Genomic DNA, 24,897 nt, shown 5'->3' on the forward strand with positions numbered 1-24,897 from the left:
GCGGACTGGTAACTCCTTCGTGTACGGCGTTCTCCGAAAAGCTGGTCGAACCCGGCTCAGAGCCACGGCGCGCGCGAGTCGTTCTCGCTCGGGTAGCCGTAGCCGGGGTCTTCCGCCGCCGTGGAGGGTTCGTCCTCCAGCGCGGAGTCGTCGTCCGTCTCGCCGCGTTCGCCGCCGTCGGCGACGGCCGCGGCCGTCGGAACGCCGTCGGGCGTCTCCGGCCCGTCCGCGCTGTCGTCGTCCGCGACGTCTTCGACGGACGGGTCTCCGGCGGAGGGGTCGTACGCGAACAACGCCGTCACGCCGAGGACGCCCAGTGCGATGGGACGCTCCGTCGGGAGGACGCCGAGCACGTCGATGGCGAGCATCCCGAGAGCGACGGCGCTCCCGAAGCGGAAGCGGTCGATGTCGACCGCACCGCGCAGGCGCGGCGCGGACAGAGCGACGGCGAGGGCGAACGCGACGCCCGTCCCGGCCGCGGCGACGGCGTGCAGGATGGTCGTCGGGTCGGGCGTCAGTATCAACTGCGCGCCGGAGGGTTCGAAGCTCGCGACCAGTCCGAGACCGATAATGACGCTCGGCGAGGGGAGCTTCTCACCGACCTCCGAGGACGCCGTCTTCGCCGCGACGGCGAGGATGACGAGTCCGGCGAACCGGTGGAACACCTCGAAGTTCAGCACCGTCTTGATGGTCTGTGCGAACGCCGCTTCCAACCCCGCGACGGGTAACAGCACCGCGGCGAGAAGCAGGATGGACGTGACCTGTTCGCGGCGCGTCCCCTCCATCTCGGCGAGGATGACCGCGACGGTGGCTGAGCCACCGAAGATGAGCAGTCCGGTCTGGAGGATGCCGACGGGACCGCTCAGCGCACCCGCGATGACGAGTGCGGGGAAGATACCGTCGACGAGCGGAAGCGCCATGACCGTCGCGAGCAGGCGCGTCGCGCCGCCCACCTGTTGCTCTAAGCGAAGCGCGACCGGATGCTGTGAGACACTCATTCGGGTCTAACGGCCGTCACCATCGGCCAAGCGGTGATACGAACGTAACCGACTCGACTCGTCGTCGGTGGCTCGTCCGAGTACTCCGAGTCCGAGATTCGGGAGGGCCTGTTTCCCGAATGTAAATGTTCGCCACATCGCGATAAATTTGAGGAGAATGCCGGAGCGGAAGCTCGTCTGACCGGCGATACGCGATGCAGCGGGACGCTCGGAGTCCATGTCTGCACAGAGTCGCACTAATCTATTAAAATTTGTGTGAGATGTGGGTGCATGGGTGTAGACACCCTTCAGTCATATACTTAAATAGGACTACGAATCGTTGGCTGAGGGAAGAATAATCTCGGATTCGTTCTCCTCTCGTGGCGGTTCGGGTGATACTTGCGAGGTCTGTCGGCGCCGCTCGTCGACTCGCGTCCCGTCACGACCATCCCGACTCGTCGCGGCCGACAGATATCCTCGAACGTGTATACATCTCGGGAACGGCTGGCAACAGTCTGCACACCCGTGCTATCTCGCAACCCTTTTGTCGCAGTAGTCTGGACGATTTACATGGCGAACGACGTTCCCGAACGAGAATCCTTCTCCGAGAAACTGCGCGTTCCAGAGGCACTGACGTTCGACGACGTACTGCTGCGACCGATGGAGAGTCGCGTCGAACCCGACGACGCCGACGTGTCGACTACCGTCTCGAAGAACGTCGAACTCAACCTTCCCGTCCTCTCGGCGGCGATGGACACCGTCACCGAGAGCGGGATGGCCATCGGGATGGCCCGCGAGGGCGGACTCGGGGTGCTCCACCGAAACATGAACGTGGAGGCGATGGTCGCCGAGATAGAGCGCGTCAAGCGCGCGGACGAACTCGTCATCCGCCGTGAGAACGTCGTCACGGCCCGCGCGGCACAGACGATTCGCGACGTGGACGAGATGATGGAACGCGAGGGCGTCTCGGGTGCCCCCGTCGTGGACGAGGACGACGTCGTGCTCGGAATCATCTCCGGGACCGACATCCGTCCGTACCTCGAAGTCGGCGAGTCCGACGAGGTGCAGGAAGCGATGACGGACGAAGTCATCACCGCTTCTCGCGACGTCACGGCCCGCGAAGCGCTCGAACTCATGTACGACCACAAGATAGAGCGCGTGCCCGTCGTGGACGAGGGCGGTCACCTCGTCGGTCTGGTCACGATGCAAGGCATCCTCCAGCGTCGCGAACACGAGAACGCCGCCCGCGACGAGGACGGGCGTCTCGTCTGCGGTGTCGCCGTCGGTCCGTTCGAGACCGACCGCGCGGAGGCCGCCGACGAAGCGGGTGCGGACGTCCTCTTCATCGACTGCGCACACGCGCACAACCTCAACGTCCTCGACAGCGCGCGCGACATCAAACAGACCGTCGAAGCGGACGTCGTCGTCGGCAACGTCGGCACGCGAGAGGCCGCCGAGGCGGCCGTCGACTTCGCCGACGGTCTCAAAGTCGGCATCGGGCCGGGGTCCATCTGCACGACGCGCGTCGTCTCGGGTGCCGGGATGCCGCAGATAACCGCCGTCGCCGAAGTCGCCGACGTGGCGTCGCGCGAGGGCGTCCCCGTCATCGCCGACGGGGGGATTCGTTACTCCGGCGACGCCATCAAGGCCATCGCCGCGGGCGCGGACGCCGTGATGCTCGGGTCGTACTTCGCCGGCACCGACGCCGCCCCCGGCCGCGTCATCACGATGAACGGGAAGAAGTACAAACAGTACCGCGGGATGGGGTCGGTCGGCGCGATGAAGTCCGGCGGCGGTGACCGTTACCTCAAGGACGCCGACGACGACGAGGAGTTCGTCCCCGAGGGCGTCGAAGCGGCGACGCCGTACAAGGGAACGCTCGCGTCCGAACTCCACCAACTCGTCGGCGGGATGCGCTCCGGGATGGGCTACGTCGGCGCCGAGACGCTCCCCGACTTCAAACAGCGCGCCGAGTTCGTCCGCGTCTCCAGTGCGGGCCAGACGGAAGGCCACCCGCACGACGTGATGATCACCGACGAAGCGCCGAACTACAGCCCGCAGGAGTAGTCTCCGCCGCGGGCGGTCTCGACTACCGGTCGGACCGTGGTCTCTCCGTTCCCCGGTTTCTTCGCCGGCCGCGACGCCGTCGATTCGCGCGCGATTCGGTACACCACCTGTCGTATCTCTCCGGAACAATGATGAGTGACGCTGGGGTAGTCGCAACGTACCGATGGACCCCACGGAACTCCGCGACGCTCTCGAAGATGCTGGTCTCTCCCAGTACCAAGCGGAGGCGTACAGCACGCTCCTCCGGTTGGGAACGGCGAGTGCGACCGAGTTAGCGGACGCCTGTGCGGTCCCCACGGCCCGCATCTACGACGTGCTTCGAGACTTGGAGGCGAAGGGCTACATCGAGACGTACGAGCAAGACAGCCTCCACGCGCGGGCGTGCGACCCGCAGACGGTGCTCGCCGACCTGCGCGGGCGGGCGTCGATGCTCGAAGAGGCGGCCGACGAGATAGAGGAACGCTGGGAGGCGCCGGAGGTGAATCGACACATGCTGAGCATCGTCAAGCGGTTCGACACGGTGTTTCAGCGAGCGAAATCGCTCATTCGGGACGCCGAGAGCGAGGTGCAACTGTCGGTCACGCCCGCGCAGTACGAGGAGTTGGTCCCCGCACTCCGCGAGGCACACGACGACGACGTGATTGTGAAAGTCTCGCTGCACACCGACCCGGAGTTCGATCGCTCCACGCTGGAGGCCGAGAACTTCGCGGGCGTCGTCACCGAGGCGCGTCACCGGACGCTTCCGACGCCGTTCGTCCTGTTGGTCGACCGGACCGGGACGTGCTTCGCCCCGCACGCGCACTCGCTGAACCAGTACGGGGTGCTCGTCGACGACTACACGCTCACCTACGTCTTCCACTGGTACTTTCAGACCTGTCTCTGGGAGGTGTGGGACGTGCTCTACTCCGAACACGGCGGCGACCCGCCGTTCGCGTTCGCGGACATCAGGCGGTGTGTCCGGACCGTCGAACCGCACCTCGCGGCGGGCGAGACGGTTCGCGCGACGGTCACCGGGTTCGAGACGGCGAACGGCGCGTCGGTCGAACTCGACGGAGAGATCACCGACGTCTACTACTCTAGCGCCGCCGAGGTCGACGGCGAACCCGCACTGTCGCAGTTGGCGGGACAGGTGTCTCTGACCCTCCGGACGGCCGACGGACGCTACAGCGTCGGTGGGTGGGGCGCGGTCCTCGAAGACGTCGAGGCGACGCGCGTGACCATCACCGACGTCTCGGCCTGACGCACCGGCGTTCGGTGTGACGGCGCACCGCCGGGATATAAATTAGCCGACAAATGGCTCATCGTACGTCTTCCGATAGCCAAAAATTATAACACTACCACACCGCTAAGGCTTTCTCAGACTCTCGTGGTGGCAGAAAGTTCGAACGTTCAGGCGGGACAGAATAAGGGGTATCTTGATATGGCCCCGTGTTTCATTCGATGATGTGCGTGTTCCCGCAACACCACGAACATACAAATGAGTGCTGACCAGCCGCTCGTGCTCATCGTGGAAGATGAGCCGGACCTCGCCGACTTGTACGCAACGTGGCTCAGAGAGAACTGTCGCGTCCGCGTCGCCTACGGTGGCCACGAGGCGCTCGACGAACTCGACGAAGACGTCGACGTCGTCCTCCTCGACCGCCGCATGCCAGACCTCTCCGGAGACGAAGCCCTCGCCGAGATACGGAATCGAGGCTTCGAGTGTCGCGTCGCCATGGTGACGGCCGTCGAACCCGACTTCGACATCGTCGCGATGGGGTTCGACGACTACCTCGTCAAACCGGTCTCGAAAGAGGCGCTCGAAGACACGGTAGACAACCTCCTCTTGAGAAACAGCTACGACGACGGCGTACAGGAACTCTTCTCGCTCGCGTCGAAGAAGGCGCTGTTAGAGTCCGAGAAAGAATCCATCGCCCTCGAAGAGAACGAAGAGTACCGCGAACTCGACGCGCGCCTGTCCGAACTGCGCGCAGACCTCGACGAGACCCTCCACCAGTTCGACGAGGAACGAGACATCGCCGCGGTCTACCGTGACCTCGGTGACAACTCCGCGTTCGAGAACCTCGAACGCGACGAGTAGCACCGACCGGTTGGCACTCTTCTCTCCGACGCATTTCCTCCGAGTGACGACTGTCTGCCCAATTTGACGGTCGTACGACCGTTAGAGACGCTCTCTGCAACGCTCCGAGTTTATTCGTTAGAAATTAAACCTAAATTGAGTTAATTTCATATCAGAACTACTCGAAAATATTCATCTATCGCCCGGGATATGGACTATACGTCATGTCCGAAACTGACACGAACGCAGTCGCACAGTACCTGGCCGACCACCCCCGCATGATGGGCGTCCTGTTCACCGCGCTCTTGCTGCTCTCGCAGGCGGGCTCCGTCGCGGCGGGGAACAACACGGGAATTTACGGTCCGTAGATCAACGAAGAGAATCAGTATCGAACGCGTCGCTCCAACGAAGTTTTCCTTCGACGAGTACCGGAATATTCTCTAGCTCCAAGAAACTGTTCAGCTCCTCTGTGGAGAGCGAAAAGACATCGACGGCTCCCGAGCCCAAGTAGTGTTTGTTGATCTCGGGAAGCATCGGCTTCACTAATCCTCCCATTCCAACGTAGCTACTCGGATATATGTTATACTCGACGTCGAATCCTTCCGATGTTTGCTCGATACGGCACATATTAGCGTAGACACCACTGCTCTGCGCGACGGACAGTCCCCCGTCGCCGAGGACGATGTAGTTGTCACCGGCGGCGTTCTCGCCCCGGACGAGTTCGAGCGCGCTCCGGATGGGGAACCCGCCGTTCAGCAGTCGCGCGAGCATCGACCCCACGTCGACGGCGCTACTGTTCACCACGTCGTCGAGGGTTACGACGCCAGCGATTGCGCCGGCGTCGACGAGGTGCATCCCCTGTTCGTACGAGCGACAGGCGTTGAGCAAGAACGCGTCCATGCCCACGTCCGACAGCGTCGAAGCGTCGAGGGTGCCGTCGGAACAGTGGAAGCCGTAGTCGTCGATGTGTCCGATGTAGTGAAAGAAGTCCACGTCGGTCGCCAGCGCGTCTCTGAGTTCCTCTCGCGTCAGTTCGTACGCGACTCGCACGTCGAACGGGAGCTTCTCGCGCGACCCGTACACTGACTCCACGTCGTCACGCTCGGCGGCCATCTTCGGGTCGTTGCAGACGACGGTAATCGATATCTCGCCCTCCGTCGGCGACCGGTACAGTCGGTTGTGGTACGCCTGTAGCGACGCCTTGCTCGCGCCGATGGGCGTCCCCTGCCCGACCCACGCCTGTTCGAGCGAATCCGTCTTTTCCGGTTGGACGTAGGTCCGGTCGGGCAACGGCGACGTCTGGCTCGCACTCCGGACGAATCCACCGTCGGTGACGCGCGGCGTCGACCGGAGGAACTCCCCGACGGAGGCCGCCTGCGTCGCCGAACTCGCCGTCGGTTTCGCTCTCGGCGTCCGAACGATGGCGAGGTCGTTCGCGACGAAGGGGAGGAGTTCGACGTTCGACGGCGTCGGCGTCACGTGCGTGGTGAGTTTCCACTCGGGAACGTGCTCGGCGACGTCGTCGTAGGGGACGCCGAGGTACGCTTCGACCTGTTCGGCCAGCGACCGGTCGTACAGGTCGGCGAAGTCGAGGTCGACGTGGCCTTCGACCGCGCGCCGTTCGTGGAGGTCGACCTGGTAGTAGCCCTCCGTGCGCGTGACGCAGTCGAGGAAGAACGTCTGCTTCAGGACCCGTTCGACGGTTCGCTCGTATCCCGCGGGTCCGTCTAACTCGTACGTGAACCCGTTCTCGGTCCGGAGTCGCGGCGTCTCCCCTTCGACGACGGTGGCCCCGAGGTAGTACGCCAACGGTGCCGCCACGTAGACGTGCCGGTGGGTCGGGGGGAGTTCCAGCGTGACGCCCGTCTCCGGCGCCGCCATCGCCGGCGGTGCGGAGAATCGCTCGCCGCGTTCGACGAGGGGCGGATGCCCCCGGAGCGTCGGGTACGACCGCTCGGGCGTGGTCGTCTTGAGCGCCGACCCCAGAAGCGACACCGCTCGCATGATAGAATGGGGGTCGTCGGGGGTCGTTATCGTCGCCGCCGGCCGCTTGTGGTGCGAGCGCGCGCCGACGAGGACGTCCACGGTTTCGTCGAACGAGAGCGTCGTCCGGGCGTCGTTCGACCGTATCGTCACCGGCCCGTCGACGCGCACGTACGTCTTCACGGGTGCGAACAGTTCGATACCGTACGTCCCGTCCGGAAACGACTCGGTCGCGAAGTGGTCGGTCTGCCCGAGCATCTGTCCCGCTTCGTCGCGGACGCAGACCGAGACGACCGTCTGCAGGTCGAGACGGTCGGTTCGAAACTGGACCGCCGCGTCGGCCGGAAACGTGAACGCGGCCGGGTCGGCCGGTTCCGGCGCGACCGGTCCGGGCGTCGAGAGTTCGAACTGGTGTCGTTCGATGGGGTCGGTGACGACGACGCCCTCACCGCCCGGGGCCTCGTCGATAGAGAGCTCCAGATACGAACCCGGAGCGTCGAACGACGAGTGACTCTCAGGATTCCCGGACGGTTCCATCATCTTCTCTGTCATCGTTCACGAGTAAAAACGTGTTGGTCACTCACACGCCACGTTCGGAGACGCTGGACGGTCATCCGAGACATAGCCAGTCCGACGAGAGGTCGACGTCCCGGAAGTGCCAGCGCTGTTGCAGATGCGTCTCCTCGAGACGGAGTTCGACCGTCGCGTCGAACAACGGTTCGAGCGTGCGGACGAGTTGGTCGTCTCGGTCGCGCGGGAGCCAACAGTGCACCATCCCATCCACCCCGCGGATGTGGTTCGCGAGAACGTGCGAGAAGCGGAACGCCGTCTCTTCGCCGTACTCGGCGACGAGCGTGGGGAGACAGTCGAACGCCACTCGAAGTTCGGCGGGCGCTAACCCACCCGAGATGCGCTCGAACTGGTCGACCGTCTTCGCGATTTCGATACCCAACTGCGCGACGTCCCCCTCGACGCGGCGTCTCAGCGAGTCGGGGTTGAACGTCGCCTCCATCGACGTGTCGGGCGAGGACGGCGTCGCAGTCGTCCGGGATGGCGTCGCCGTCGCCGCTCCGCGAGCGAGTCCGTCGAACTCCAGGAGGCGCGTCCACTCCGGCGTCCGTCGGCGGACGACTTTCAGTCGGGAGTCGCGTTCGCCGTCACTCGCGCCGGTGACGAGCAGTCGGCGCCTCGGGGCACTCCCGCCGTCGCCGAGCATCTGTGCGGAGACCTCGCGGTAGACGTCCGCCGGGACGGCACCGACGACCAACAGCGCGCTCCCGCGCCGCTTCAGGTCGTCGAGAGCCGCTGTAAGCCCCGGAGACACGTCCGCCTGCGCCGCACAGTCTTCGTCTCCCGTATCCATTCAGCTTGACTCACGGAACCGCGACAAATAATACTTTGTGTATTTGATGAGTCTCACACGGACGGGAGTATCCACCGTCGGTACGACGTGTGAGGCGTGACTGTCTGTCAGAAAGAAATCCGTATCGCAGCTGAACGTTTACGCGCGGAGGAACGACTCGATACGATTCAGCGCCGTCTTCAACTCGGCCATCCCCGTCGCGTAGGAGACGCGGAGGTGGCCCGCACCGCTCTCGCCGAACGCGCTTCCGGGGACGAGTGCGACGCGTTCGGCTTCGAGGAGGGCCTCCGCGAACGCCTCGTCGTCGTCCCACCCGGGCGGACACTCGGGGAAGACGTAGAACGCGCCTTTCGCCTCGAAGCAGTCCATCCCGAGTTCGTTGAACCGCGAGATGACGAACCGACGGCGACGGTCGTACGCGCGGCGCATCTCGCCGACGGCGTCGTCACACGACCGGATGGCTTCGAGAGCGGCGTACTGCGCCGTCGTCGGCGCCGACAGCATCGTGTACTGGTGGATGCGGTTCATCGCGCCGACGACGCCGGACGGTCCCAGCGCGTACCCGAGTCGGAGCCCGGTCATCGCGTACGCCTTCGAGAAGCCGTTGAACACGACGGTTCGCTCGCGCATCCCCGGCAGCGTCGCGATGGAGGCGTGGTCGTCTTCGTACCGGAGCGCGGCGTAAATCTCGTCGGAGAGGACGAACAGGTCGTGTTCTCGGGCGAACTCGGCGACCTCTCGTAGTCCGTCCAGCGACATCACCGCCCCCGTCGGGTTGTTCGGATAGCAGAGGACGAGGACGTCGGCGTCCGCCGCGCCGGCGCGTTCGAGGTCGTCGTACCGAAGCGCGAAGTCCTCCTCGGCGCGCGTCGGAACCGAACACGTCTGGCCGCCGGCGAACGTCACCGTCGGTTCGTACGAGATGTACGACGGTTCGGGCACGGCCACCACGTCGCCGGGGTCGACCAGCGCACGCATCGCCAAGTCGACGGCTTCGCTCGCGCCCGCGGTGACGAGTATCTCGTCGTCGGGGTCGTACTGCTGGTCGTAGCGCTCGACCCGTTCCGCGATGGCCTCGCGGAGTTCGCGCATCCCGCGGTTCGACGTGTAGGAGGTGCGTCCGCGTTCCAGCGAGTCGATGGCGGCCGTCCGGGCGGCCCACGGCGCGGAGAAGTCCGGTTCGCCGACGCCGAGCGAGATGACGTCGTCCATCTCCGCGGCGAGTTCGAAGAACCGACGGATACCCGACGGCGGCGTCTCGCGCACGCGCTCTGAGACGTATCCGCTCATGGCGAGAACGTGAGCCTGTCGTCCTCGTCGGTGTCTCCGAGTTCGATGCCGCGCTCTTTGTACGTCTCCATGATGAAGTGCGTGACCGTCTGCGTGACCTCCGGGATGGGCGCGACGCGTTCGGAGACGAACGTCGAGACGTCGTGCATCGAGTCGCCCTCGACGTCCACGGCGAAGTCGTAGTCGCCCGAGACCAAGCGGAGCGACGACACCTCGGGGAACTTCGCGATTCGGCGCGCAATCTCTTCGTACCCCGTCTCGCGGTCGAGTTCGACGTTCAGTTCCAACTGCGCCTCCACGTGCTCTTCGTCCACGCGGTCCCAGTCGACGACCGCTTGATAGCCGCGGACGACGCCGTCGGCCTCTAACTCTTCGATGAGTGCTTCGACCGCCGCCGCGTCGAGTCCCGTCTGTCGAGCGATGTCTTCTGGGCTCTCACGAGCGTTGCGGAGCAGCAGGTCGAGCAGTTCCCGCTTGTCGTCCATACTACCGGGTTGCGGTCCCCGGTGAAATGGTTTGCTCACGGCGCAAGCTTGCGAGTCGACCGACGTGAATCGGATAACGCGATAAGAAACGTGACTGTATCCGAAGAGAGAACGTCTGCGACGAGTCGCGCTTCGACGCGAGGCCGGGGGCGACGAGAGAGTAGCGAGGACGAGACGGCGCGTCGCGACGGTTCGGTTGACGGACGTCCGCGAAACGGACGAAAACTGGTCGCGCATACACCTTAAGGACTAAAAGCTCGAATATATATTGTCCCAATGGTCACTTAGGATGGCCTGAACTGCTGTTTGTCAACGCTTAGCATTATTAGGGGGAAGGCCATCACGTTCTCCCGTGATGTGCTTCGCAAATGCGTATGAAAATACGAAAATAGTGGACGAGTGGTCTATAATAAACGTACACGATAGACGTTCGAACGGGATGGAGGCCGTCTGATGGGTCTCGTGAAGATGACGAAGTACCGGACGTTGCTGCTCGCGACCGTCGGGTTCAACTTCTCGTTTCTCATCTGGTTCTCGTTCGCGCCGTTCACCGGGCCGATGGCCGACGAGTTCGGTCTCTCCCTCGCGGAGATCGGTATCCTCGCGAGCGCCGCGATTTGGCTCGCGCCGTTCGGCCGCATCGCGACCGGGTGGCTCTCCGATAAGTTCGGCGCGCCATCGGTGTTCGCCATCGTGTTGGGGTACGTCGGCGTGTTCTCCATGGCGTCGGCGTTCGCGCAGTCGTACGCGGTGTTCTTCGTCGAACGCCTCGTCGTCGCGACGGCGGGCATCACGTTCGTCATCGGCATCCAGCACGTCTCCGAGTGGTTCGAGGAGGACGAACTCGGCACGGCGGAGGGCATCTACGCGGGCGTCGGGAACGCCGGGGCGGCCGGGGGCGCGTTGATTCTCCCCCGCGTGTTCGGCCCCGAGTGGAACGGACCGCTGTTCTCGACGAACTGGCGCGCGGCGTTCTTCTACACGGGCGTCGTCTCCGTCGTCCTCGCCCTGGCGTACTACACGCTCGGCGAGGCCGCAAAGAGCGAGGAGAAGCGGCGGGCGACGGCGGAGAACACGAGCTTCGAGGGCTGGTTCTTCACCGCGACGCGCTACGGCACTATCGTCCTCGCCCTCGCGTACGTGATGACGTTCGGACTCGAACTGTCGATGAACGGGTGGCTCGCCACCTACTACCGCGAGGGGTTCGACACCAACAACCTCGTCTTGGCGAGCACGTTCGCGGCGACGTTCTCCATTGCGGCCGGCCTCCTCCGTCCAATCGGCGGCTACGTCAGCGACGTGCTGGCGCGCAGGGAGAGGGACATCCTCCCGGTGTTCACCGGTCGCTACCGCGAGCAGTGGACGTTCGTCTCGCTGTGTTTCGTCGTCGTGGCGATGCTCGGGATGACCGTCGCGGGACTGTCGGGCGAGGTGCTCGTCGCCGTCGGCGCGGGCTTCCTCGTCGGGATGGGGTGTGCGTTCGCCGAGGGAGCCATCTTCGCGCAGGTGCCGGCGATGTTCCCGAACAGTTCCGGGTCCGTCGCGGGCGTCGTCGGCGGTATCGGCACCGTCGGCGGCATCGTCTACCCCCTCGTCTACTCCGCGCCGTTCCTGCCGAACCTCCACACCGGCTACGCCGTCGTCGCCGTCTCGATGATTCCCATCGTGCTCCTCACGTCGTGGGTGTTCCGCCCGAAGGTGGCCCGCGTCGCCAACGAGGCGGGATTCGGAAGCACGCGTAGCGAGGGGGTCACGCGGAGCGACTGAGCGACGACCGCTTCCGAGACTGAAGCCCGCTACTCCGTTCTCTTCCGCTCACTCGAACGCGCCGAGTCGCGCCTGCGTCGCCGCGGACTCCCCTTCGAGGAGTCGCCGCTTCTGGTCGACGCCGCCGTCGCCGGAGAACCCGACGAGGCCGCCGTCGGACCCGACGACGCGGTGGCAGGGCACTATCAGCGGCACCGGATTCCGACCGCACGCCTGCCCGACGGCGACCGGACTCGTGTCCAACTCGGCCGCGAGTTCGCCGTACGTCCGCGTCTCGCCGTACGGAATCTCGGACATCGCTCGCATCACTTCGCCAGTGAACGAGTCGGGGTAGGCGACCGAGAGGTCGAACGTCCGTCTGTCGCCGCGTTCGTACTCGCGGATCTGTTCGGCGATTTCCGACGCGTCGGCGTCGAGATACGACTCGTCTAAGTCCAGTCCCGTCCCGTGAATCTCCACGCGCATACGTCCGCTACTCGCCGGGACGGCATAACTGGTTCACTCGCCGTCGAACCGCCACCGCGTCGCGTCCGTCGGATACTCCGACCACGCGAGGACGCGCGTCGGGCGAATCGAGAACACCGGCGTCCCGTGGCGAATGCCGTACTTCTCCTCGTAGGCGTCGTCGATGCGTTCGAGGCGCGCGGCGTCGGCCGTCTCGGCGTCCAATCGCTCGGCGATGCCGTCGAGGATGACGACGTCTTCGCCGCTCTCGCGGTGGACGACGATACGGGGGTCGCGCGCGACGTTACGCACCCACCGCGTCTCCTCGCCGCCGCCGCAGTGGAGTCGCCCGTCGACGAACACGCCCCACACCGGTCGGGCGTGCGGACGGCCGTCGGGCAGCGTCGTCGACATCCAGAACGTCCGGTCTTCACGGAGACGGTCGGCGACGAACGACCAAGGAAGCAGTCCCGCCTCGTCGTCGGGAATCCCGTAACTCGCCTCGGTCACCGGCCTGTCGCGCGCCGCGTCCGGCGGCGTCTCGTCGGCCGCGCCGTTCCCCTCTCTCATACCCGAGACGACGCGCGGCGAGACGATGAACGCTCGTCTCTCCGCGGCACTCGCGCCTCCGTCCGTCGCGTTCGCTACTCGTCGTCGGGGCCCGCACCGAACCGGAGCGTCTCCGCGCCGCAGGACTCACAGGAGAGCACGTACTGCGGGCCGTCGTCTCCCGCTACGCGTTCGTACTCGCGTCCGCCGACGACGCCGCACGCCGGGCACGCCTCTTCGATGACGGCGTGGTCCGCGTCCTTCGGCGCGCCCACGGCGACGACTTCCGCGGGTTCGTCGGCGGCGTTGTGCGCGCGGTTCTTCTCGCCGGCGGCGACGAACACGGCGTCGCCCGCGTTCGCTCTCACCGGGCCGTCCTCGGTGTCGACGGTGAGCGTCCCCGAGACGACGTAGAACAGTTCCTCGTGTTCGGGGTGGGAGTGATAGCCCCACGGCACCTGTTCGCCCGGCCGCACTTCGAGGACGTTGAACCCGAACGCCGTCGCGCCGACGGCCTCGTCTACCTCTCGCTTGTGACTCGTCGGGTTCGGCGTGTCGGGGATGTCCGACACGGTGACTCGTTCGACCATGCCTGACGTCTGCCCCACCGAGTGATAAACGTCCGGCACCGTCCTCGCTCTCCCCGTCCGGTCGACCCCCCGAGAGACCAGTAGCGACACCTGAATATTTTCCGTGACCGGTCGCGTTGGAAAAGAGCCAAGAGGCGTGCGAACAGCAACTCAGTCGATGGCCCTCGCCGACGTCTTTCTCACCCCCCTCGGATTCGCCGCCCTCGCGGCGGCGATTCCCATCATCATCCTGTATCTCGTCCGTCCCGACCCGCGCCGAGTCCGCCTCCCCACGTACCGCTTCCTCTCGGCGGACCGACGCGAAGACCGGTCGAACCCCCTGTTCGAGCGACTCAAACGGAGCCTGCTCCTGTTGCTCCAACTGCTCGCAATCCTCCTGTTCGCGACGGCGCTCGCGACGCCGTACGTGCCCGTGTCGGAGTCTTCGACGGTCGAAGAGACGGTGCTCGTCGTCGACGCCAGCGCCAGCATGAGCGTCGAGTCGGACGGCCAGACGCGGTTCTCGCGCGCAGTGACCGAGGCGCGAAGCGCCGTCACCGGAACCACGTCCGTCGTCGTCGCCGGGTCGAACGCGGACGTCGCACTCCGCGGCGGCGACCCCGAGCAGGCGCGGACGGCGCTGTCGGACCTGTCGGCCACGGCCGCGCCCGGCGACTTGCGCTCCGCCATCTCGACGGCGACGGCCATCGCGGGAGAGGGGTCGCGAATCGTCGTCGTCAGCGACTTCGCCGACGACGGCGCGTGGCAGGACGCCGTCCGCGTCGCCCGCGCCCGCGGCCTGTCGGTCGAACTCCGCCAGTTCGCCGACGGCGGGACGGGCAACGTCGGCATCGTCGACCGGTCGTTCTCCGGCGACGAGGTGACCGTCTCGCTGAAGAACTACGGCGACAGCGCCGTGGCCCGGTCGGTGTCGCTCGGCGGCCAAGAGAAGACGCTCTCGCTGGGTCCCGGCGACGTTCGGTCCGTCTCACTTCGGATTCCGGGCGGCGGCGGGACGGTCCGGCTTTCGCCGGGCGACGACTTCGCCGCGGACGACGTCTCCTACGTCGCCGCACCCTCCGACGCCGTCGTCGACGTGCTCGTCCTCACGAACGACGAGAACCGCTATCTGACGACGGCGCTCTCGGTCGTCGACAACGTCGAGGTGACGGTCCGAAACCCGCCCACCTCGGTCACGGAGACGTACGACGTCGTCGTCTACTCGAACGTGAACGGCGAGCGACTGCTGGCCGGAAACGTCGAGGCGGGACGCGACGCCATCCGAGAGGGCGGCGGCGTCGTGATTCAGGCGCAGGACCCGATGCCCGGGAAGTACGGCGACCTGCTCCTCGTCTCACCGAACGGCACGGCGACGAACCCGACGCTCGGGACGCCCGCGCAGTCCGAGTTGACGCGCGGTATCGACTTCCCGCCGCCGGAACTGTACGTCACCGGCGAACTCCGGGAGGGTCGGGCGCTGCTCTCCACGACGGACGGGTCGCCCGTCCTCGCCACCGCTCAGCGCGGGAACGGGAAGGTTCTCTACTACGGCTACATCGAGGAGCACTCCGCGTTCAAGTACGACTATCAGTACCCCGTGTTCTGGAAGCGCGCGGTGTACGACCTCGCCGGGCGGCCGCCGCTCTCGCAGTTGAACGCGGAGACGGGGGCGCGACTCTCGTTCGGGAACGAGACCACCGTGTCGACGCCCGGGGGCGAGGTGACCGCGTCCGCCGTCAGACTCGACGACGCCGGGTTCTACGAGGCCGACGACACGCGGTACAGCGCGTCGCTTCTGAGCGAGTCCGAGTCGGACGTCGTCGCCCCGGACATCGAATCGGCGGGGAACGACACCGTCCCCGCGCGCGAAGAGGAACGGACCGTCCCGGACCCGCTCACCGAGTGGGTGGCACTCGCCGTGATGGGCGGCGTCGTCCTCGAAGTCGCCTACCTGCGCAAGCGAGGTGACCTCTGATGCCCGGCGTCGTCGCCGCGGCACCCACTGCGGCCGTCTCCGCCGCCGCCTCGCTTCCGGTCGGGAGCGTCGAAGTCGCACTCGGCGAGGTGACGGCCGGTCTCGAACGACCCCTGTTCCTCCTCGCACTCCCGCTCGGGGCGCTCCTCCTCTGGGGCCTCGTCTGGTACGGCGCCGACGGGACGGCCTCCGAGCGGAGTCGCCGCTGGTTCTTCGCCGCGCGCGTCCTCACCGTCGCCCTCCTCGTCGTCGCCGCGGCGGGGCCGTACACCGTCCAGTCGACGGAGACGCTGGGCGACCCGCGCGTGACGCTCCTCGTCGACCGCTCGGACAGCACGGGCGTCGCACCGGCCCGCGCGGACCGACTCGCCACGGCCGTCGAGGAGGCGGGCGTGCCGGTGACGACGACGACCATCGCCACCGGGAGTTCCTCGCCCGTCGGCGACGGCGTCGCGGCGAACCTCAGGGAGAACGGGAGCGTGGTCCTCCTCTCGGACGGCCGGGTCACCGAGGGACGGTCGATACCGGAGGTGACGGAACTGGCCCGGTCGCTGAACGCCACCGTCTCCGTCGTCTCGCCGACCCCCGGCGAGACGGAACGACACGTCACCGTCAACGGCCCCTCGAAGACGAGCGTCGGCGTCGAGAGCACGTTCCTCGTCAGCGTCGGCGGCGTCGAGATAGACTCGCCCACCACCGTCACAGTCGAAGTCGACGGCGAACGGGTGCTCGAAGAGACGATACAGAACGCGTCGGACGCCCGCGAGTTCACCTACACGTTCTCGGAGACGGGGACGCACGAGGTGACCGCGCGCATCGACTCCGTCGACCAGTTCGAGCAGAACGACGTGTTCTACAAGACGGTCCGCGCCGTCGACCGACCGAAGATTCTGTACGTCTCTCAGCGGTCGTACCCGTTCGAGAGCTACCTCGAACAGGTGTACGACGTGGAGACGGCGTCGTCGGTCCCCGACGACCTCTCGCCGTACTACGCCGTCGTGATGCAGGATACGCCCGCGAGTCAGGTCGGTAACGTCGACGCCTTACAGGAGTTCGTCATCGACGGCAACGGTCTCCTCGTGGTCGGCGGCCCGAACGCCTTCGAGAACGGCGGCTACGAGGGGTCGTCGCTGGCGTCGATGCTCCCGGTCACGACCGGCGAAGGGACGGGACAGGCGACGAACATCGTCCTCACCATCGACGTCTCCGGCAGTTCGCAGGGCGGGATGCGCGTCCAGAAGGCCGTCGCCCTCTCGGCGCTCGAACAACTCGGCAACCAGAACGACGTCGGTATCGTCGGGTTCAACCAACGCGCCTACAGCGTCGCGCCGATACAACCGCTCGGACCCAACCGCGAGGGACTCTCCGACAGAGTGCGTCGCCTGCAGGCGGGCGGTGCGACCGATATCGCGGGCGGCCTCCGCGGCGCGGGCGAGATGCTCGGCGACGACCCGGGGACGGTCATCCTCATCAGCGACGGCCACGACAACCCCGACGCCTCGGTCCAGTACGCGAACCGCCTGCGGTCGCAGGGCAAGCAGATAATCGCCATCGGCGCGGGCGACAACCCCAACGAGGATAACCTCCGCGCCATCGCCCGCGCGTCCGGCGGGAGCTACTTCCGCGCCACCGAGACGAACCGGCTGAACCTCCTGTTCGGCGGCGGGCAGTCGTACGACGGCGAGGGACTGACCATCGTCGACCCGAACGACTTCGTCACCTCCGGCGTGCGCCTGACGGCCAACCCGGGGTCGACGAACGACGTCTCAATTCGGCGCGGCGCGAACTTCCTCGTCGCCAGCGACGACGGCACGCCCGCCGTCGCGACGTGGCGCTACGGCCTCGGTCGCGTGGGAACCATCACCACCTACGCCGCCGACGGCAGTCTCGATGGCCTCCTGGGCCGCCCGGACTCGCTGCTCCTCACCAAGTCGACGAACTACGTCATCGGCGACCCCGAGCGGAAGGCGACGGGCGTCGTCGGCATCCCCGACACTCGCGTCGGCGTCCCGACGACGGTGACGTACCGCGGCGGCGAACGCCCGGCGACCGAGGACGTCTCGTTCCGTCAGGTCGGCGATGAGACGTACCGCGCGTCGGTGACGCCGAACGAGGCGGGCTACCACGACGTCCTCGACGCGGCGTACGCCGCGAGCTATCGGCAGGAGTACGCCGCCTTCGGTCCCGACCCGGCGTTGGAGACGCTGGTAGAGGACACCGGCGGGCGGGAGTTCACCGCGAGTCAGGGCGAGGCGATAGCCGAGTTCACCCGCGAAGAGTCCCGTCGAGTTCGGTCGGTCCGGACCGACTGGACGTGGGCGCTTCTCGTCGTCGCACTCGCGTTGTTCACGCTGGAGGTCGTCTACCGGCGGGTTCAAGTTCGTCGCAGCAGTACCGCGGGAGAAGGAGGCTTGACATGAGCTTCATCGGCCGTCCGATCAACCTCGCCCTCGTCGCCGTCGTCGCCCTCCTCCTCACCGGAACGGTCGGCGCGACGGTCGTGTATCAGTCGTCGGCGGGTGGTCTGGAGGCACAGAACGAGGAGTTACGCGACCGGAACGAGAACCTCCGGGAGGAACTCGCGGAGACGCGCGAGGACCTCCAGCGCGTCAGAGAGCGACTGCAGGAGTTGAACCAGAGCCTCGAACGGTCCCAGGGCGACGTGGGACAGGTCGCGAGCGAACTGGAGACGACGGAGAACCTGCTGAACCAGACGCGAAACGAGTTGGACCGCACGGAGTCGTCGCTGCAGGAGACTCGCCAGCAGTTAGACGCCGCCCGCGAGGACCTCACCGACGCACAGAGCACCATCGGGGAACTCGAACAGCAGGTGAACGAACTCGAACAGGAGAACGCTCGGTTAGAGAGCGAGGTGTCCGACCTCGAAGCCGACAACGAGGACTTGCAGGGTGACGTCGACCGTCTGGAGTCGGACCTCGACGACGCCGAGAGCGACCTCCGGAGCGTCTGTAACGAGTGGGAGGAGTCACAGAACAGCTCCAAACCGGCGGAGTGTCCCTGATGTCCGGTGACGACGAACGGGAGTTCGACGCCGAGTCGGGATTCGAGGCGACGACCGAGACGGTGGGTGGCGGAGACGACGCCGCGACCGGAGGCGACCCCGACGCGGCCACCGTTCGGATACGGAAGGCGCTCGCCGAGGTCCGACGCGAGGGCCGCAAGGTCGCGTTCCTCTACGCCGCCCTCGACGCCGCCCTCGTCGCCCTCGTCGTCAACGTGACCCTTCGGTTGTTCCGTCCCGCGGCCCTCGGTGACGTGCTGACGCTCCCCGCGGCCCTCGCGGGCGCCGGCGGCGTCGTCCCGCGGACGATTCACGCCGCCGCCGTCGTCGGCCTGGCACTCGGTGCCGTGACGTTCGCCGCCGAGTACGTCGCCCGGTCACGACGGCCCCTCGTCGAGCAGTTCGAGTCGGCAAACCCGGCCGTGAGAGAGTCGCTTCGAACCGCCCGCGACACCGTCGACGACGGCGCGAACACAGACATGGCCCGCCGCCTGTACGAGGACGTGCTCTCCGGCCTGCGCGAGACGTCGACGTTCGAACTCGTCGGGACGCGCCGCGTCGTCGTCACGACGCTGTTCGTCGTCCTCGTGAGCCTCGCCAGCATCCAGGTCGCCGTCGTCGACCTGGACCTCACGGAGACGCTGGACGGGCGGAACGGGCAAGACGACGACGTACCGAGCGACAGACAAGAGACCGAACGGGAGGACGACGAACTGCAGGACGGCGACCAGATTCTCGGCGACCCCGAGAACGTGACGGCGGGCGACGAGAGCATCAATGCATCCGTCCAGGGTTCCGAGAGCGGCGAGGGTCAGGGCGGGTCGACCGCACCGCCCTCGGCGTACGACGACGGCGGGTTCTCCGACGCGGCCGTGGAGAGCCAAGACGCGGGGTACGCCGAGTCCGAGAACGTCGAGGACGCCGAACTCATCCGCGAGTACAACTTGCAGATACGCGAGAACGACGACGAAGACGACGAAACCAGCTAACAATGTCAGTAGACGACATCGACCGAGTGCAGGAGAAACTGACCCGCGTCCGCGGTGAGATAGGAAAGCGAATCGTCGGCCAGTCCGACGTGGTAGAGCGACTGCTCGTCTGCATCCTCTGCGACGGCAACGCCCTCTTGGAGTCGAATCCGGGTCTCGGAAAGACGACGCTCGTCCGCACCGTCGCCGAAGTGACGGACCTCTCCTTCTCCCGAATCCAGAACACGCCGGACCTGATGCCCTCCGACATCACGGGTACCGAGATAATCCGCGAGTCGGCGCAGGGAAGAGAGTTCGTCTTCGAGAAGGGGCCGGTGTTCGCGAACCTCGTCCTCGCCGACGAGATAAACCGCGCGACGCCGAAGACGCAGGCGGCGCTGCTGGAAGCGATGCAGGAGAAACAGGTGACGGCGGCGGGCGAGACGTACGCCCTCCCGGAACCGTTCTTCATCCTCGCCACGCAGAACCCCATCGACCAGGGCGGGACGTACCCGCTTCCGGAGGCGCAGACCGACCGCTTCCTGATGAAGATTCTCGTCGACTACCCCTCTCTGGACGAGGAGTTCGAAATCGTGGACCGCTACACCGGCGGACAGTCCGCGCCCGCCGTCGAACAGGTGCTCTCCCGCGAGGAACTCAGGGCCGCACAGCACTACGTCCGCGAGATGCCCATCGCGGACGACATCCGGAACCGGACGGTCCAACTCGTCCGGTCGACGAGACACGCAGACAGCATCGAGTACGGCGCGAGTCCCCGCGCGAGCATGGGTCTCGTCCTCGCCGCGAAGGCGCGGGCGTTCGTCTCCGGCCGGTCGCACGTCAGTTGGGAGGACGTCGTCGCGATGGCACCGCCGGTTCTCCGGCACCGCATCCTCCTCGACTTCCGCGCCGAACGCGAGGGAACGACGCCGGACGACGCGGTGCACCAACTCCTCGACGAGGTATAATGGCTATCGACCCGGAGTTCTTCGCCGAACTCGCCCGTTTCGACGCCTCGCTGAAGCGCATCTCCGAGGACACCCAGCAGGGCGAACAGGACTCTCGCAGCGTCGGCGAAGGGCTGACGTTCAGCGACTACCGGCGGTACGCCCCCGGCGACGACACGCGCCTCATCGACTGGCGGGTGTACGCGCGCACCGAGGAGTACTACGTCAAGCAGTTCGAAGAGGAACGGAACCTCACCGTCCACGTCCTCGTCGATACCTCCGCGTCGATGGACTACGGCGAGGGCGAGGCGAACAAGTTCGAGTTCGGCGCGAAGGTGGGACTCGGGTTCGCCTACCTCACCGTCGAGGAGAACAACGACTTCCGCTTCTCGACGTTCCGTGACCGGCCGCGCCGCCTCGACACCGGGCGGTCGAGTCGCGGTGACCTCCTCCGAACCGTCGACCTGCTGAACGAGGCGGAACTGGGGGGCGAGGCCGACCTCGTCGGGTCGCTCGAAGAGTACGCGAGCACCATCCGCTCTCGGTCGTTGGTCGTCGTCGTCAGCGACTTCCTCGCGGACCCCGACGAGGTGGAGGCGGCCGTCGCGGCCCTCGAAGACAACGACGTGCTCCTCGTCCAGACGCTCGCACCGGACGAACTCGACCCGAACGTGACGGGCGACACCATCTTCGAGGACCCCGAATCGGGCGACTCCCGCCGGTCGTACTTCGGCGGGTCGCTCGCCGAGCAGTACCGCTCGCGACTGGAGGCGCACGTCGAGGCGGTGTCGGACCGGGCGGCGACGCTCCGCGCGGACCACGTCCTCGTGAACACCGGGTCGGAGTTCTTCGACGCCTTCGCCGACGTCTGGGTCGGGTAGTCGCTCGGACGCCGGCCCGCGAGTCGCCCTGTCGCCGCTTTCCGCGCCTATTTGTCCGCCCGCGTGCGACCGACGCACGTGTCCAGTCAGTCCCGTCGAGTCGTCGGCCTCGTCTCGGGGTCGCACTTCGTCCACCACGCCTACATCGTCGTCCTCGCGCCACTCGTCGGCGTCCTCGCCGCCGAGTTCGACGTGAGTCTCGCGGCCATCGGACTGGCAATCGGCGTCCAGAACGCCGTCGTCATGCTGTTGCAACTCCCCTACGGCCACGTCTCCGACACGTACAGTCGAGCGCTCGTCCTCGCCGTCTCCTTGGTCGTCGCCACCGCCGGTCTCACGCTCACCGCGTTCGCGCAGTCGTACGAGTGGCTCCTCGCCGCACAGGTCGTACTCGGCGTCGGTATCGCGGGACACCATCCCGCGCACTACCCCCTTCTCGCCGCCGTGTCGACCGACGGGTCTCGCGGTCGGGCGTACAGCGCGCACGCCTTCGGCGGGTCCGTCGGGTTCGCGGCCCCGTACGCCGTCGTCGCCGCTACCAGCGCGCTGTCGCTCTCGTGGCGCGTCGCCGTCGGCGTCGTCACCGTCGTCGGCGCGGCGTACACGCTCTCGACGCTGTTCGCCCTCCGCGGTGTCGACGACGCGGTGAAGTACCCGACCGACGGCGCGACGGCCCCCGCGCGGCCGACGCTCGCGTCGGTGCGCCGCGGCGGGCGCGCGCTCCCCCGTTTCGTCCGGTCGACTCCGCGTCGCCTCCGCGGGTTCGTCGCCACGTTCGCCGACGCACCGGGCATCCTCGGCCTCACGCTGCTCGCGTTCTTCACGTCAGCGGCGGCGTGGTGCATCCGGACGTACACGCCCCAACTGCTGACCGTCGGCTACGCGCTCCCGGACGGGACGGCGAACCTCCTCGTCTCGGCGATGTTCGGCGTCGGCGCGACGCTCATCCTCGCGGGCGGCGCGCTCACCGACAGTGTCGGCGAGACGCCCGTCGTCTACGCCGGCTACGCCGGCCTCGCCGTCCTCGCGTTCGCGCTCTCGACGCTCGTACTTCCCTCGGTCGCACTCGTCGTCGTTCTCCTGTTCAGCGGCAGTATCAGCTTCTCTCGCCCGGCGCGGTCCGCGCTCGCGGACCGTCTCTCCGCGCGGACGGACCTCGGCAAGAACTTCGCGCTCGTCACCATCGGTATCTCGCTCGGTGGCACCGTCGCGCCGCCCGCGTTCGGCTACCTCCTGCAGACGGTGGGCGTCTCGGCCGCGTTCGCCGTCGTCGGCGTCCTCGGACTGCTCTCGTTGGCACTCGTGCGGTGGATTCTGGGGACGAGCGACGGCGAGACCGGTGCCGCCGCGACGAGTAGTGACTGAGTGGTCGCACCGAAAACACGGGAGGGCCGAAGCGATGCGGGGACGTTCGAGCGGCGGCGTTCGAAGACGACTAGCCGGACCACTCGCCGCGCATGTCGTTCGCGACGGTGGTTCGCCACGTGTCGAACCCGCGTTTGCAGACGGGGCTCTCGTCCAAGTGGGCGACGAACCCCGAACCGGGGTCCGCCAACTCGTCGAGGCAGAACGGACATCGGTTCGGGTCGTCCCACGTGTACGCGACTTCTGAGGGGGTTGTCGATTGGGACATACAACCAGAGATACCCTCAACAGTGATAAATGTAGGCAACTCTCGCAGATTTTGACGCTTGTTTTGAGTTCTATTCCGAACCTTAGAGCGAGGTTTTCAATAAATGTCTTCGAGAGAGGTCGAAACGGTCAACTCTCCGCCTCCGATACTCCGACGTAGATGAGTTACCTCCCGTGGGCCGTCCTCGCGTTGGCCGCGTACGCGTTCGTCTCGCCGCTGATGAGCGTCGCGACCACCGGTTCGACGAAGATTCCGAGCAACGTCGCCGCCCTGTTGGCCAACTCGCTTCTGGTCGTCGGGACGGCGGCCATCGTCGTCTACAACGACTCCGATGCGCTCACCTACCTCGTCCACCCGAAGACGAAGTTCGTCCTCGCCGCGGGCGTCTGTCTCACCGTCGGCATCCTCGCGTACTACCGCGCGCTCTCGATGGGGCCGGTGAGTGTCGTCTCGCCGATATTCGGGATGTTCCTGGTGCTGAGTTCTCTCGTCGGTGTCGTCTTCTTGAACGAGTCGCTCACCGCCCGGAAGGCGCTCGGTATCGGACTAGCCGTCGTCGCCGTCTACCTCGTGACCGTCGAGTAACGTCTTTGGCCGTCGAAGCCCTACCTCCTCGCGAGATGGTCCTGAAGGAGTCAGATTCGACGTTGTCGCACGGCGACGCCGCCCCGGCGTTCTCGCTTCCGGGGACCGACGGCGAGACGTACACGCTGGAGTCGTTCGCGGCGTACGACGCACTCCTCGTCGTCTTCACGTGTAACCACTGCCCGTACGCGAAGGCGAAGTTCGACGAGTTGAACTACCTCACGCGAGCGTACGACGACTTGGCGGTGGTCGGTATCAACCCGAACGACGCCGAGGAGTACCCCGACGACTCGTTCGACCGCATGCGGGAACTCGTCGAGGACGGGACGATAGGCTACACCGCCTACCTCCGCGACGAGTCGCAAGCCGTCGCCCGCGAGTACGGCGCGGTGTGCACGCCGGACCCGTTCCTCTTCTCCCGCGAGGACGACGAGTTCCGACTGGCGTTCCACTCGCGCGTCGACGACGCGATGAGTCCCGACGACGAGGTGACGGACTACGAGATGCGCACGGCTATCGAGGCGGTCATCTCGGACGAGGAGATACCGATAGACGAGACGCCGTCGCAGGGGTGCTCGATAAAGTGGCGCGACTGACTCAGTCGTCCGCGTCCGACTCGTCTTCGTCGCCCATCTCCGCCGCCTGCCGTAACGCCTCCCGCGCGTTCTCGACGGCCGCCTCCTTCTTCGCCGGGTAGGCTTCCACCTTGGCGCGGAAGGTGATTCCGGGTCCGAGGCGGACGTCGCCGCCGAAGGCCGCCTGCTTGTCCAGTCGCATGAACAGTTCGCAGTTCTCGGTCACTCTCTCGTCCAGTTCGTCGACGAGGCCCTCGAAGTCCTCGATGGCGGAGAGCGCAGAGAGCACGTCTCGGACCTCCGCGGCGCGTTCGACGCGCGCGGAGAAGACGACGATTCGGTCGCCGTGGTGCCCGGTGTTCTCGACGCGTTCGACCTCGAACTCGTCGGGGAGAAGCGTCCGAAGCGCCGCTTCGACGCGCTTGTCGTCTTCGGTCTCGTAGCAGAACGTCCGCAGGTCGATGTAGTGAAACGGGACGCGAGGCATGTTCTATCTCGCGTTCGCACCGCGGCGGAAAAAACTCGTCCTATTCCTCGTCGGCGTCGTCGAGTTCGTCGTCGTCGGCCGCGTCGAGTTGGTCGGGCGAGATACCGACTTCTTGCCCCTCGTCGAAACTCACGACGTACTGTTCGTCGCCGAACATCGTCTCGATGACCTGCGTGATCTTTCCGACCTGTCCGTCGAACTCGCTGTGCTTGTCGTGCAGAACGACGGCGTCGCCTTCGTCGAATTCCATACCTGCGTTGGGAACCGCGGA

At 66.3% G+C, this 24,897-nt stretch carries 25 protein-coding genes; 14 read left to right on the forward strand and 11 right to left on the reverse strand.

What is annotated here, in order from left to right; genetic code table 11:
* Positions 1-56: 56 nt before the first annotated feature.
* On the reverse strand, positions 57-998 hold the full coding sequence (locus BM282_RS06210; RefSeq protein ID WP_089878064.1) for a DUF5794 domain-containing protein: 942 nt from the start codon (positions 996-998) through the stop codon (positions 57-59).
* A 549-nt stretch (positions 999-1,547) separates the two neighbouring features.
* On the opposite strand from BM282_RS06210, the gene guaB reads away from it, so the two are divergent.
* From guaB to BM282_RS18455, 4 genes are all read left to right on the forward strand, one after another.
* On the forward strand, positions 1,548-3,044 hold the full coding sequence (gene guaB / locus BM282_RS06220; protein ID WP_089878070.1) for an IMP dehydrogenase: 1,497 nt from the start codon (positions 1,548-1,550) through the stop codon (positions 3,042-3,044).
* 163 nt (positions 3,045-3,207) lie between these two features.
* Positions 3,208-4,284, forward strand: a complete 1,077-nt coding sequence (locus BM282_RS06225; RefSeq protein ID WP_089878073.1) for a TrmB family transcriptional regulator — start codon at positions 3,208-3,210, stop codon at positions 4,282-4,284.
* A gap of 237 nt (positions 4,285-4,521) precedes the next feature.
* On the forward strand, positions 4,522-5,124 hold the full coding sequence (locus BM282_RS06230) for a HalX domain-containing protein (RefSeq protein WP_089878075.1): 603 nt from the start codon (positions 4,522-4,524) through the stop codon (positions 5,122-5,124).
* 203 nt (positions 5,125-5,327) lie between these two features.
* A complete protein-coding gene (locus BM282_RS18455; RefSeq protein WP_175501411.1) occupies positions 5,328-5,471 on the forward strand; it encodes a DUF7503 family protein in 144 nt (47 codons plus the stop codon).
* A 1-nt stretch (position 5,472) separates the two neighbouring features.
* Here the strand turns inward: BM282_RS18455 and BM282_RS06235 are convergent, their stop codons facing one another.
* The 4 genes from BM282_RS06235 to BM282_RS06250 all read right to left on the reverse strand — a co-directional run bounded on the left by BM282_RS06235 (position 5,473) and on the right by BM282_RS06250 (position 10,224).
* Positions 5,473-7,626, reverse strand: a complete 2,154-nt coding sequence (locus BM282_RS06235; RefSeq protein WP_089878078.1) for a caspase family protein — start codon at positions 7,624-7,626, stop codon at positions 5,473-5,475.
* Between the two features lie 70 nt (positions 7,627-7,696).
* Complete coding sequence (locus BM282_RS06240; RefSeq protein WP_089878080.1) at positions 7,697-8,449, reverse strand: DUF7504 family protein; 753 nt, start codon at positions 8,447-8,449, stop codon at positions 7,697-7,699.
* A 138-nt stretch (positions 8,450-8,587) separates the two neighbouring features.
* Positions 8,588-9,739, reverse strand: coding sequence for a pyridoxal phosphate-dependent aminotransferase (locus tag BM282_RS06245; protein ID WP_089878083.1), 1,152 nt, complete (start codon positions 9,737-9,739; stop codon positions 8,588-8,590).
* A complete protein-coding gene (locus BM282_RS06250) occupies positions 9,736-10,224 on the reverse strand; it encodes an Lrp/AsnC family transcriptional regulator (RefSeq protein ID WP_089878086.1) in 489 nt (162 codons plus the stop codon). Before BM282_RS06250 ends, BM282_RS06245 begins: the two co-directional genes overlap by 4 nt.
* A gap of 468 nt (positions 10,225-10,692) precedes the next feature.
* Between BM282_RS06250 and BM282_RS06255 the strand changes: the two genes are divergently transcribed.
* Positions 10,693-11,991: an MFS transporter gene (locus BM282_RS06255; protein WP_089879447.1), complete on the forward strand. Its 1,299-nt coding sequence runs from the start codon at positions 10,693-10,695 to the stop codon at positions 11,989-11,991.
* A gap of 48 nt (positions 11,992-12,039) precedes the next feature.
* Here the strand turns inward: BM282_RS06255 and BM282_RS06260 are convergent, their stop codons facing one another.
* The 3 genes from BM282_RS06260 to BM282_RS06270 form a co-directional block, all read right to left on the reverse strand.
* A complete protein-coding gene (locus tag BM282_RS06260) occupies positions 12,040-12,456 on the reverse strand; it encodes a methylated-DNA--[protein]-cysteine S-methyltransferase (protein ID WP_089878089.1) in 417 nt (138 codons plus the stop codon).
* A gap of 33 nt (positions 12,457-12,489) precedes the next feature.
* Positions 12,490-13,005 carry a pyridoxamine 5'-phosphate oxidase family protein gene (locus BM282_RS06265; RefSeq protein ID WP_089878092.1) on the reverse strand — a complete coding sequence of 172 codons (516 nt, stop codon included), beginning with the start codon at positions 13,003-13,005 and terminating at the stop codon, positions 12,490-12,492.
* 74 nt (positions 13,006-13,079) lie between these two features.
* On the reverse strand, positions 13,080-13,574 hold the full coding sequence (locus BM282_RS06270) for a cupin domain-containing protein (protein WP_089878095.1): 495 nt from the start codon (positions 13,572-13,574) through the stop codon (positions 13,080-13,082).
* 157 nt (positions 13,575-13,731) lie between these two features.
* Here BM282_RS06270 and BM282_RS06275 point away from each other — a divergent pair, with 157 nt between their 5' ends.
* From BM282_RS06275 to BM282_RS06305, 7 genes are all read left to right on the forward strand, one after another.
* On the forward strand, positions 13,732-15,528 hold the full coding sequence (locus BM282_RS06275; RefSeq protein ID WP_089878098.1) for a vWA domain-containing protein: 1,797 nt from the start codon (positions 13,732-13,734) through the stop codon (positions 15,526-15,528).
* The gene (locus BM282_RS06280; protein WP_089878101.1) at positions 15,528-17,948 is read left to right on the forward strand and encodes a vWA domain-containing protein; all 2,421 of its coding nucleotides are present in this window, start codon (positions 15,528-15,530) and stop codon (positions 17,946-17,948) included. Before BM282_RS06275 ends, BM282_RS06280 begins: the two co-directional genes overlap by 1 nt.
* On the forward strand, positions 17,945-18,550 hold the full coding sequence (locus tag BM282_RS06285) for a hypothetical protein (RefSeq protein ID WP_089878103.1): 606 nt from the start codon (positions 17,945-17,947) through the stop codon (positions 18,548-18,550). The genes BM282_RS06280 and BM282_RS06285 overlap by 4 nt, the downstream gene beginning before the upstream one ends.
* Positions 18,550-19,539 carry a DUF7502 family protein gene (locus BM282_RS06290; protein ID WP_089878106.1) on the forward strand — a complete coding sequence of 330 codons (990 nt, stop codon included), beginning with the start codon at positions 18,550-18,552 and terminating at the stop codon, positions 19,537-19,539. Before BM282_RS06285 ends, BM282_RS06290 begins: the two co-directional genes overlap by 1 nt.
* 2 nt (positions 19,540-19,541) lie before the next feature.
* Entirely contained in the window at positions 19,542-20,486 is a 945-nt protein-coding gene (locus BM282_RS06295) for an AAA family ATPase (RefSeq protein ID WP_089878109.1), read from the forward strand.
* Positions 20,486-21,346 (forward strand): DUF58 domain-containing protein, encoded by an 861-nt coding sequence (locus BM282_RS06300; RefSeq protein WP_089878112.1) that lies wholly within the window; start codon positions 20,486-20,488, stop codon positions 21,344-21,346. Before BM282_RS06295 ends, BM282_RS06300 begins: the two co-directional genes overlap by 1 nt.
* A 78-nt stretch (positions 21,347-21,424) precedes the next feature.
* Positions 21,425-22,711 (forward strand): MFS transporter, encoded by a 1,287-nt coding sequence (locus BM282_RS06305; protein WP_089879450.1) that lies wholly within the window; start codon positions 21,425-21,427, stop codon positions 22,709-22,711.
* A gap of 70 nt (positions 22,712-22,781) precedes the next feature.
* On the opposite strand, the gene BM282_RS06310 is transcribed toward BM282_RS06305, so the two are convergent.
* A complete protein-coding gene (locus BM282_RS06310; RefSeq protein ID WP_089878115.1) occupies positions 22,782-22,979 on the reverse strand; it encodes a DUF7501 family protein in 198 nt (65 codons plus the stop codon).
* Between the two features lie 159 nt (positions 22,980-23,138).
* Here BM282_RS06310 and BM282_RS06315 point away from each other — a divergent pair, with 159 nt between their 5' ends.
* Complete coding sequence (locus BM282_RS06315) at positions 23,139-23,564, forward strand: EamA family transporter (protein ID WP_089878117.1); 426 nt, start codon at positions 23,139-23,141, stop codon at positions 23,562-23,564.
* 35 nt (positions 23,565-23,599) lie between these two features.
* The gene (locus BM282_RS06320; protein ID WP_089878120.1) at positions 23,600-24,160 is read left to right on the forward strand and encodes a thioredoxin family protein; all 561 of its coding nucleotides are present in this window, start codon (positions 23,600-23,602) and stop codon (positions 24,158-24,160) included.
* Between the two features lies 1 nt (position 24,161).
* On the opposite strand, the gene BM282_RS06325 is transcribed toward BM282_RS06320, so the two are convergent.
* Positions 24,162-24,626 carry an RNA-binding protein gene (locus BM282_RS06325; protein ID WP_089878122.1) on the reverse strand — a complete coding sequence of 155 codons (465 nt, stop codon included), beginning with the start codon at positions 24,624-24,626 and terminating at the stop codon, positions 24,162-24,164.
* Positions 24,627-24,666: 40 nt separating this feature from the next.
* Positions 24,667-24,876, reverse strand: coding sequence for a DUF1918 domain-containing protein (locus BM282_RS06330; RefSeq protein ID WP_089878125.1), 210 nt, complete (start codon positions 24,874-24,876; stop codon positions 24,667-24,669).
* Between the last annotated feature and the right edge of the window lie 21 nt (positions 24,877-24,897).

Source organism: Halogeometricum limi (genome assembly GCF_900115785.1).
Classification (GTDB): domain Archaea; phylum Halobacteriota; class Halobacteria; order Halobacteriales; family Haloferacaceae; genus Halogeometricum; species Halogeometricum limi.